Raw genomic sequence first — 8,402 nt, forward strand, 5'->3', positions numbered from 1 at the left:
TTCCCTCCACCAAAATCTATACAAAAAAAAAAAAAAAAAAAAAAGAGAAAAAAAAAGAGACAGCTGTTCGGGGCGTCGGGGGAGTGAACGGCGCCGAACGAGACCGCGTCCAGTCCTAGCGCAGACACGCCGCCACGACTCGCAGCGCGGCCTCCCCGCGGACCTCGTTCGCGAGGAGGGGGACGCGCTTCACGTCGCGGCCGCGGAACAGATCGGTCGCCCGCCGGAGCGCCGCCTGCTGGACCTCCCAGCGCCGCGCGCAGAACTCGCAGGTGTCCGGGTTCGGCTCGACGATCCACGCCGGATCGACGTCGGCCACGTCCCCGACGCCCTCCATCACCCGATTGACGACGAGCGTGTTCACCGGGATGCCGAACTCGTCGAGACGGGCGACCAGCCGCTCGGACTCGACCACGCTCATCTCCTCGGGGATCGTCACGACGCGGAAGTCGGTCTGCGCGGGATCCGTTAGCACGGACCGGAGACGCTCGATTCGCTCTTGCAGCTCGTCCAAGTTCGCGGAGGGGTCCGGGCCGTCGTCCCCCCCGCCGAACATCCCCTTGAGGCCGTCCATCATCCCCGAAAACCGGTTTCGGAGCTTCATCACGCGGCCGATCATCGAGTCCATGATCTCGGGCAGTTGGAGGAGCCGGAGGGTGTGGCCCGTCGGCGCGGTGTCGACGATCACCCGGTCGAAGCGCGGGTCGTCGAGGTACTCCAGCAGCTGGCGCATCGCGGCCGCCTCGTCGGCGCCGGGCATCGTCCCGCCGAGGAGGGAGCCGAGGCCGGCGTCGCCGTCTTCGTCGTCGACTCCTCCCATCCCGCCCATCGCGTCGCCCATTTCCCCCATCCCGCCGAGAGGGTCGCCGTCGGCGCCGAACATCCCCTCCTCCATCGCGTCGTCGGGGTCGATCTCGGCGGCGTACAGCGGGATGTCCTCGCGGATTTGCGTCGGCTCCGCCGGAATCTCCGTCTCGTAGGTGTCGGAGAGGGAGTGCGCGGGGTCCGTCGAGACGACGAGGGTCCGGACCCCGCCCGCGGCAGAGGAGAGCCCGGTCGCGGCCGCCATCGTGGTCTTCCCGACGCCGCCCTTCCCGCCGTAGAGGACGTACTCGGGGGCGTCGACGCCCCGCGGGAGGTCCGTGGCGGCGTCCGTCTCGGCCGGGAGGTCGGCTTCGGAATCGATCGTGGGATCGTCGCCGTCGGGCTCCTCGACGCGATCCACGGGTTCGACGTCGATGTCGTCCATACCCGGTCGTGCGTGCGGCGCGTTTGTGTACCCGTCGGTCTTACGAAGGAAACTCGGGGGGCGCGGTCTCGAAAGAGAGGGGATCGGAGAGACTGTTGTTATCGCGGCGAGTGACGCCAAACCCCCAGCCGCTCGCTTATAAGCCGTCGCCGATAGATTGCTGCCGAATACCTCCAAACCCCCAGCCGCGAAGCCGGCGGACGCTCGCTGCGCGCTTCGGTCGTTCGCTTCGCTCACTCCCTGCAGTGCTTACGTCGCCTCCGCCGGCTTCGCGGCTGCCCCTTTGAGTCCCTCCCCGCACAGCACCGCAACCGCACCTCACGCCTCCCCAGCCTCGTCGCTCACTTCGTTCGCGACTCCCTCGCGCGTGCTGCTCGGCCGCGGAGCGGCCTCGCAGGCACGCGCCACCGCACCCACCGTTCGTTTATAAACAATCGCCGCTTGAGTCTAGCGTCAGTTGTATATCGCGTCTACTCGCCCGCGTCGTCGCGCTCGACGGCCATCCCGAGGTCGGCCATCGCGTCGAAGAAGTCGGGGAAGGAGACGTCGACGTGCTCGCCGCCGCGGATCGTCGTGGTGCCATCGGCGGCGAGCGCGGCCACGGCCAGCGCCATCACGATCCGGTGGTCGGCGCGGCCGTCGACGGTCGCCCCCCGCAGATCGCTCTCGGAGCCGTGGACCGTCAAGACATCGGGCTCCTCGGTCGTCTCGGCGCCGAGCGTCTCCAGCTCCTCGGCCATCGCGGCGACGCGGTCGGTCTCCTTGTACCGGACGTGCTCGCAGTTCACGATCCGGGTGTCGCCGTCGGCGACCGCACCGAGCGCGGCGATCGTGGGGAGCAGGTCGGGCGTGTCGCCCACGTCGACCTCGACGCCCGACAGGTCCGAGCGCCGGACGGTGATGTCGCCCGCCTCGCGGTCCCACTCGATGTCGGCGCCCATGCGCTCCGCGATGTCGACGATCGCGGCGTCGCCCTGCGCGCTCGGCCGCGCGCCCTCGATCCGGACCGCCTCGTCCGGCTCGGCCGCGACCACGCCGGCCGCGACGAGATACGAGATGGAGGAGAAGTCGCCGGGAACGGCGTAGCTCCCGCCGGCGGGCGCGTACGACTGCCCGCCTTCGACGACGAACCCCGCCGCGCCGGCGGCGCCGTCGAGCGCCTCCCCCCCGTCGTCGACCGGCGTCGCCTCGACCCCGAAGTCGTCGAGCAGTTCGAGCGTGATGTCGACGTACGGCGCCGACTTGAGCTCGGTCGTCAACTCGACCTCGATCCCCCGCTCGGTGACCGCGCCGGCCATCAACAGCGCGGTGACGTACTGCGAGGAGACGTCGCCCGGGATCGCGACTTCGCCGCCCGCGAGGGGTCCGGAAACGACGAGGGGCGCCTGCCCGTTGCCGCGGGTCGACTCCGCGCGCACGCCGAGGTCGGCGAGTGCGGTTAACAGGGGCCCCTGCGGGCGCGACCTGAGCGACCCGTCCCCCGTCAACACCGTCGTCCCGTCGGCGAGCGCGGCCGCGGCGGTGACCAGCCGCATCGTCGTCCCGGAGTTCGCGCAGTCGATCACGTCGTCGGGGACCGCCGGTCGGCCGTCGAAGCCGTCGACGGCGAGCGCGTCGGCGTCGTCGGGGACGAGCGCGTCGGCGCCTCCGGATTCCGACTCCGGCTCGACCGCACCGCCGAAGGCGGTCACGGCGCGGGCGGTCGCCCGCGTGTCCGCGGAGACGAGCGGTGACCGCACGGTCGCGCCGTCGCTGTACCCCGCGGCGAGCAGCGCGCGGTGCGTGTAGCTCTTCGAGGGGGGCGCGCGGGTCGTCCCCCGCACGGTCGAGTTGGTGACGTGGACGTCCATACGGTCCATGCCGGCCGCGCCGACAAGTCGGTACCGGACGCGGCACGACTCGTCGCGGGCGGCCGGTCCCTCGCGTCGCGGACCGACCGCCCGGGGCAGCGCTCCGGCGCACCCTTTATACGAACGGGAGCGTTACCGTCGCGTATGCCCCAGTGTGAGATGTGTGGCGCCGACGAGGCCTCGCTGACGACGACGAAGGTCGAAGGCGCCGAACTGGAGCTGTGTAGCTCGTGTACGGACTTCGGCACCGAGGTCCGCGACGAGTCCACCGGCTCCGGCGGCGGCAAGTACTCCACGAGCTCGAGCACCGGGAAGTCGTCCGGGTCGTCGTCCGGCTCGTCCGGATCCGGCGGGTCGTCAGGCGGCTCGACGCGGCCGCGCGACATGTTCGACGACATGGACGAGATCGCGACCGACTACGACGATCAGATCCGGAACGCCCGCGAGTCCCGCGGGCTGAGTCAGGAGGAGCTCGCCGACCAACTGAACGAGAAGGCCAGCCTCATCCGCAAGCTCGAACGCGGCGACACCCTCCCGACCGACGATATCCAGCGGAAGCTGGAGCGCGCGCTCGACATCTCGCTCGTCGAGGGCGAGTCCGTCGAGGACGCCGACTGGGACAGCGGCGACGCCGGGACCATGACGCTCGGCGACGTGGTCAAGCGAAAGGACTGAAGGGACCGTCGCGCGAGGTTCGCCGCGCCGCTCTTATTCGACGCGCAGCCGCATCCCGACGAGCAGGACGGCGAGCAGCACGAACGCGACGAGCGAGAGGTTCGGTATCGTGAGTCCGAGGGACAAGCTCTGCCACTGGACCGTCGCGCACGGGCCGCCGAGCGTGCACTGCCCCTGCGTCGCTTGGAGGTACGAGTGGTACGCGGAGAGGCCCAGCCCGAGGCCCACGAGCGGCAGGGCGGTTCGAAAAACAGCCGGCCGCGCCTCGATCGTCGCGACGCCGAGCACAGCGACGAGCGGGTACATGAGGATCCGCTGGTACCAGCACAGGTCGCAGGGCGTGAGTCCGAGCCCGAGGCTGAACCAGAGGCTCCCCGCGGTCGCGACCGTCGCGACGAGCGTCGCGGCCGACAGCCAACCGGTCGTCTCCGGGGTCCGGACCGTCACACCGTCGCTCCGCCGTCGTCCGTCTGCTCCGATCCCCCGTACTGCTCCGTCAGGTAGTCGATGATGTAGTCGACGGTGTCGGGGTCGTAGCTCCAGAAGCCGAAGAACTCGCCGGGCGCGCGCTCCTCGGCGAGTAGCGCGCACTTCGCGTCGTCGTAGCCGCCGCCGTCGTACGCGACGAACCACGTCTCGCGAATCTCGGCGGTCTCCCCGACGTGGACGGTATAGTGTTCCACGTCCGGCGGATCGCCCTCGTCCGCGGCGTACGCGTGGACGTTGAGTCGCTCTTTGCCGCCCAGCAGGTCGTATGTGTCCGTCTCCCCGGTGAGCACGTCGAGGGTCTGGAACCCGGCGTGGAGCTCGCCGTCGCCGACGCGCCACGCGCGGTCCTCGATCTCCCGGGAGGCGGCGACCATGTCGGCGTGGGAGTAGGAGGTGAACATCGTCTCGTCGAGGTGGTCGAGGATCGGCTCGCCGACCCGGCGCCGGTCGTCGATCCCAGTCTCGTCGGTCGGGTCTCGGTTCCCCCCGCCCCCGTCCGCCGCATCCTCGTCGAGCTGGCCGTCGGCGGACGCTTCCGCCCCGTCGCCGACGCCGCGGAGGAGATCGTCCACGGTGACGGCCGTGACGAACTCGCCGTCGCGCGAGAGGACGGCGTAGCCGTTCGGCCCCCCGTCGGTCCGTTCCTCGACGATCCGGAGGTGGCGGTCGGCGAAGTGCTCGCGGAGCTCCTCCGTGACCGCCGAATCGGCGTTGAAGACGGTCAGCGTGGGCTCGCGAGCCTCCACGCCGGCGATGAGCTCGATGAGGGACATGACTCGTTCCGACCCACAGTACCGGGGTATAAGGTCGTTTATGCTCTGGGCGACGTGACAGAACAGTTCAGCGGAGGAACGTCGCCGGAGCATGAAGGTATTTGCGCCCGCGGCTCCCGAGTGCGGGTATGTTCATCCTGGTGAACCTCAAGGCGTACCCGTGTGACCCGATCGAAGTCGCGACCGCCGCTCGCGACGTGGCCGAGGCGTCCGGCGCTCGGATCGCGGTCTCCCCGCAGGCGGCCGACCTCGCCCGCGTCGCGGACACCGGCGTCGAGACGTGGGCCCAGCACGTCTCACCGAACGACCACGGCTCTCACACCGGGTCGACGCTCGCCGAGGCCGTCGCCGACAACGGCGCCGAGGGAACACTCATCAACCACTCGGAGAACCGCCTGAAGCTCGCCGACGTCGACGGCTCCGTCCGCGCGGCCGAACGCGCCGACCTGGAGACGATCGTCTGCGCGAACAACCCCGCGCAGGTCGGCGCGGCCGCCGCGCTCGGTCCCGACGCCGTCGCCGTCGAACCGCCGGAGCTCATCGGCGGCGACGTCTCCGTCTCGACGGCCGACCCCGGGATCGTCGAGGACGCGGTCGCGGCCGCCGCCGCGGTCGACCCGGCAGTCGACGTGTTCTGCGGCGCCGGCGTCTCGACGGGCGAGGACGTGGCCGCCGCGGGCGACTTGGGCGCCTCGGGGATCCTGCTGGCCTCGGGCGTGGCGAAGGCCGACGACCCGCGGGCGGCGCTGGAGGACCTCGTCTCCGGACTCTGAGCGCGGCGAACGCCGCTGAAGTCAGGAGATCGCACCCCGTCGGAAGCCGATACGGGCTCCTGCGCTTGCGGGTCAGTATAAAGACACCGATGCGAGCCGTTCACACGATCGTCGAAATCGCATGACGTGAGCGGGATCGGCTGGTCGCCGAGATCGCGCCGTCTAGTAACCTTTAACCGATACAAGCCGCTAATCTTGGATAAGATGGCGAGCAACAAGATCCTCGGTATCGACCTCGGTACCACCAACTCCGCGTTCGCAGTGATGGAGGGCGACGAGCCCGAGATCATCGCGAACGCGGAGGGCGACCGAACCACGCCCTCCGTCGTCGCCTTCGCCGACGACGACGAGCGGCTCGTCGGGAAGCCGGCGAAGAACCAGGCCGTCCAGAACCCCGACCGCACGATCCAGTCGATCAAGCGTCACATGGGCGAGGACGGCTACACCGTCGAGATCGGCGACGAGGAGTACACGCCCGAGCAGGTCTCGGCGATGATCCTCCAGAAGATCAAACGCGACGCCGAGGAGTACCTCGGCGACGACGTCGAGAAGGCGGTTATCACCGTTCCCGCGTACTTCAACGACAAGCAGCGCCAAGCGACGAAAGACGCCGGCGAGATCGCCGGCTTCGAGGTCGAGCGCATCGTCAACGAGCCGACGGCCGCCTCCATGGCGTATGGTCTCGACGACGAGTCCGACCAGACCGTCCTCGTGTACGACCTCGGGGGCGGCACGTTCGACGTGAGCGTGCTCGACCTGGGCGGCGGCGTCTACGAGGTCGTCGCCACGAACGGGGACAACGACCTCGGCGGCGACGACTGGGACGAGGCGCTCATCGACCACCTCGCCGAGGAGTTCAAGAACAATCACGGCATCGACCTCCGCGAGGACCGGCAGGCGCTCCAGCGGCTGAAAGACGCCGCCGAGGAAGCGAAGATCGAGCTGTCGAACAAGAAGGAGACCACCGTTAATCTCCCCTTCATCACCGCGACCGACAGCGGTCCGGTCCACCTCGAACAGTCGATCACCCGCGCGACGTTCGAGAACCTCACCTCGGACCTCATCGGGCGCACCGTCGAGCCGACCGAGCAGGCGCTCTCCGACGCAGGCTACCAGAAGGGCGACATCGACGAGGTCATCCTCGTCGGCGGCTCGACTCGGATGCCGCAGGTCCAGGAGAAGGTCGAGGAGCTCGTCGGCCAGGAGCCGAAGAAGAACGTCAACCCCGACGAGGCGGTCGCGCTCGGCGCGGCGGTCCAGGGCGGCGTGCTCTCCGGCGACGTGGACGACATCGTCCTGCTGGACGTCACCCCGCTCTCGCTCGGGATCGAGGTGAAAGGCGGCCTCTTCGAGCGGCTCATCGAGAAGAACACCACCATCCCGACGGAGGAGTCGAAGGTGTTCACCACCGCCGCCGACAACCAGACCTCGGTCAACGTCCGCGTCTTCCAGGGCGAACGCGAGATCGCCGAGGAGAACGAGCTGCTCGGCGCGTTCCAGCTCTCCGGCATCCCGCCGGCGCCCGCCGGTACCCCGCAGATCGAGGTCTCGTTCAACATCGACGAGAACGGAATCGTCAACGTCGAGGCCGAAGACCAGGGCTCGGGCAACGCCGAGTCGATCACCATCGAGGGGGGCGTCGGCCTCTCCGACGAGGAGATCGATGAGATGCAGGAGGAAGCCGAGAAACACAAAGAGGAGGACGAGGCCCGCCGCGAGCGGATCGAGGCCCGCAACGAGGCCGAGACGTCGATCCAGCGCGCAGAGACCCTCTTAGAGGAGAACGAGGAGGAGCTCGACGACGACGAGCTCGTCGCCGATATCGAGGCGGCCATCGAGGACGTCGAGGCGGTCCTCGAAGACGAGGACGCCGACACCGAGGAGATAGAGTCCGCCACCGAGGCGCTCACCGAGGAGCTCCAAGAGATCGGCAAGCAGATGTACGAGGGACAGGCGGCACAGGCCGGTCCGGGCGGCGCCGGCGGCGCGGCGGGCCCCGGCGGCATGGGCGGTGCGGCCGGTCCGGGCGGTGCGGCCGGTCCGGGCGGTGCGGCCGGCCCCGACGGCGACGACGAGGAGTACGTCGACGCCGACTTCGAGGACGTCGACGACGAAGAATAGCTTCCCGCAACGGTTCCGGTTCGCTCGGTCCCGGCTCTCCGTCCGCGGACGGACCCCTTAACACGACCCAGCCACGAACGACTCAACAACGAACGTAACGCATGAGCGAGAATTTCTACGACGTCCTCGGCGTGTCACGGGACGCCAGCGAGGAGGAGATCAAGAAGGCGTACCGCAAGCAGGCCGCCGAACACCACCCCGACGTCAGCGACGACGACGGCGCCGAGGAGCGGTTCAAGAAGATCCAGAAGGCCAAGGAGGTGCTCACCGACGAGGAGAAGCGCCGCCAGTACGACCAGCTCGGCCACGACCGTTTCACCGAGGCAGACAAGCGCGGCGCGACGGGCGGCGGCGGTCCCGGCGGCGCCGGCGGCCCCTTCGGCGGGGCGGGCGGCGGCGTCGGCGGCGCCGGCGGCTTCGAGGACATCTTCAACCAGTTCGTCGGCGGGGGCGGCGGGGGGCGCGGTGGCGG

At 69.5% G+C, this 8,402-nt stretch carries 8 protein-coding genes; 4 read left to right on the forward strand and 4 right to left on the reverse strand.

The features are described from left to right. Positions 1 to 115: 115 nt before the first annotated feature. Together OQF71_RS12830 and aroA are read right to left on the reverse strand one after the other, a co-directional pair. A complete protein-coding gene (locus OQF71_RS12830; RefSeq protein WP_280588139.1) occupies positions 116 to 1,249 on the reverse strand; it encodes a TRC40/GET3/ArsA family transport-energizing ATPase in 1,134 nt (377 codons plus the stop codon). 470 nt (positions 1,250 to 1,719) lie between these two features. Beyond that, entirely contained in the window at positions 1,720 to 3,099 is a 1,380-nt protein-coding gene (aroA, locus tag OQF71_RS12835; RefSeq protein WP_280588141.1) for a 3-phosphoshikimate 1-carboxyvinyltransferase, read from the reverse strand. Between the two features lie 144 nt (positions 3,100 to 3,243). Here aroA and OQF71_RS12840 point away from each other — a divergent pair, with 144 nt between their 5' ends. Further along, positions 3,244 to 3,774, forward strand: coding sequence for a multiprotein bridging factor aMBF1 (locus tag OQF71_RS12840; RefSeq protein WP_280588143.1), 531 nt, complete (start codon positions 3,244 to 3,246; stop codon positions 3,772 to 3,774). 33 nt (positions 3,775 to 3,807) lie between these two features. Here the strand turns inward: OQF71_RS12840 and OQF71_RS12845 are convergent, their stop codons facing one another. Both OQF71_RS12845 and OQF71_RS12850 read right to left on the reverse strand, forming a co-directional pair. Then, positions 3,808 to 4,221: a disulfide bond formation protein B gene (locus OQF71_RS12845; RefSeq protein ID WP_280588144.1), complete on the reverse strand. Its 414-nt coding sequence runs from the start codon at positions 4,219 to 4,221 to the stop codon at positions 3,808 to 3,810. Further along, positions 4,218 to 5,036: a DICT sensory domain-containing protein gene (locus tag OQF71_RS12850; RefSeq protein ID WP_280588146.1), complete on the reverse strand. Its 819-nt coding sequence runs from the start codon at positions 5,034 to 5,036 to the stop codon at positions 4,218 to 4,220. The genes OQF71_RS12845 and OQF71_RS12850 overlap by 4 nt, the downstream gene beginning before the upstream one ends. 128 nt (positions 5,037 to 5,164) lie before the next feature. Here OQF71_RS12850 and tpiA point away from each other — a divergent pair, with 128 nt between their 5' ends. From tpiA to OQF71_RS12865, 3 genes are all read left to right on the forward strand, one after another. Further along, positions 5,165 to 5,809 carry a triose-phosphate isomerase gene (gene tpiA / locus OQF71_RS12855; protein ID WP_280588147.1) on the forward strand — a complete coding sequence of 215 codons (645 nt, stop codon included), beginning with the start codon at positions 5,165 to 5,167 and terminating at the stop codon, positions 5,807 to 5,809. Positions 5,810 to 6,013: 204 nt separating this feature from the next. Next, complete coding sequence (gene dnaK, locus OQF71_RS12860; RefSeq protein ID WP_280588148.1) at positions 6,014 to 7,930, forward strand: molecular chaperone DnaK; 1,917 nt, start codon at positions 6,014 to 6,016, stop codon at positions 7,928 to 7,930. 101 nt (positions 7,931 to 8,031) lie between these two features. Then, the coding region (locus tag OQF71_RS12865) for a DnaJ domain-containing protein (RefSeq protein ID WP_280588149.1) at positions 8,032 to 8,402 on the forward strand (371 nt) is incomplete at its 3' end.

Source organism: Halorubrum sp. Boch-26 (assembly GCF_029889805.1).
Classification (GTDB): Archaea; Halobacteriota; Halobacteria; order Halobacteriales; family Haloferacaceae; genus Halorubrum.

Excerpts from the sequence above, each read along its gene's own strand:
- aroA (WP_280588141.1), bottom strand. The coding sequence starts at position 3,099 with ATGGACGTCCACGTCACCAACTCGACCGTGCGGGGGACGACCCGCGCG.
- OQF71_RS12830 (WP_280588139.1), bottom strand. The coding sequence starts at position 1,249 with ATGGACGACATCGACGTCGAACCCGTGGATCGCGTCGAGGAGCCCGAC.
- OQF71_RS12840 (WP_280588143.1), top strand. The coding sequence starts at position 3,244 with ATGCCCCAGTGTGAGATGTGTGGCGCCGACGAGGCCTCGCTGACGACG.
- dnaK (WP_280588148.1), top strand. The coding sequence starts at position 6,014 with ATGGCGAGCAACAAGATCCTCGGTATCGACCTCGGTACCACCAACTCC.
- OQF71_RS12850 (WP_280588146.1), bottom strand. The coding sequence starts at position 5,036 with ATGTCCCTCATCGAGCTCATCGCCGGCGTGGAGGCTCGCGAGCCCACG.
- tpiA (WP_280588147.1), top strand. The coding sequence starts at position 5,165 with ATGTTCATCCTGGTGAACCTCAAGGCGTACCCGTGTGACCCGATCGAA.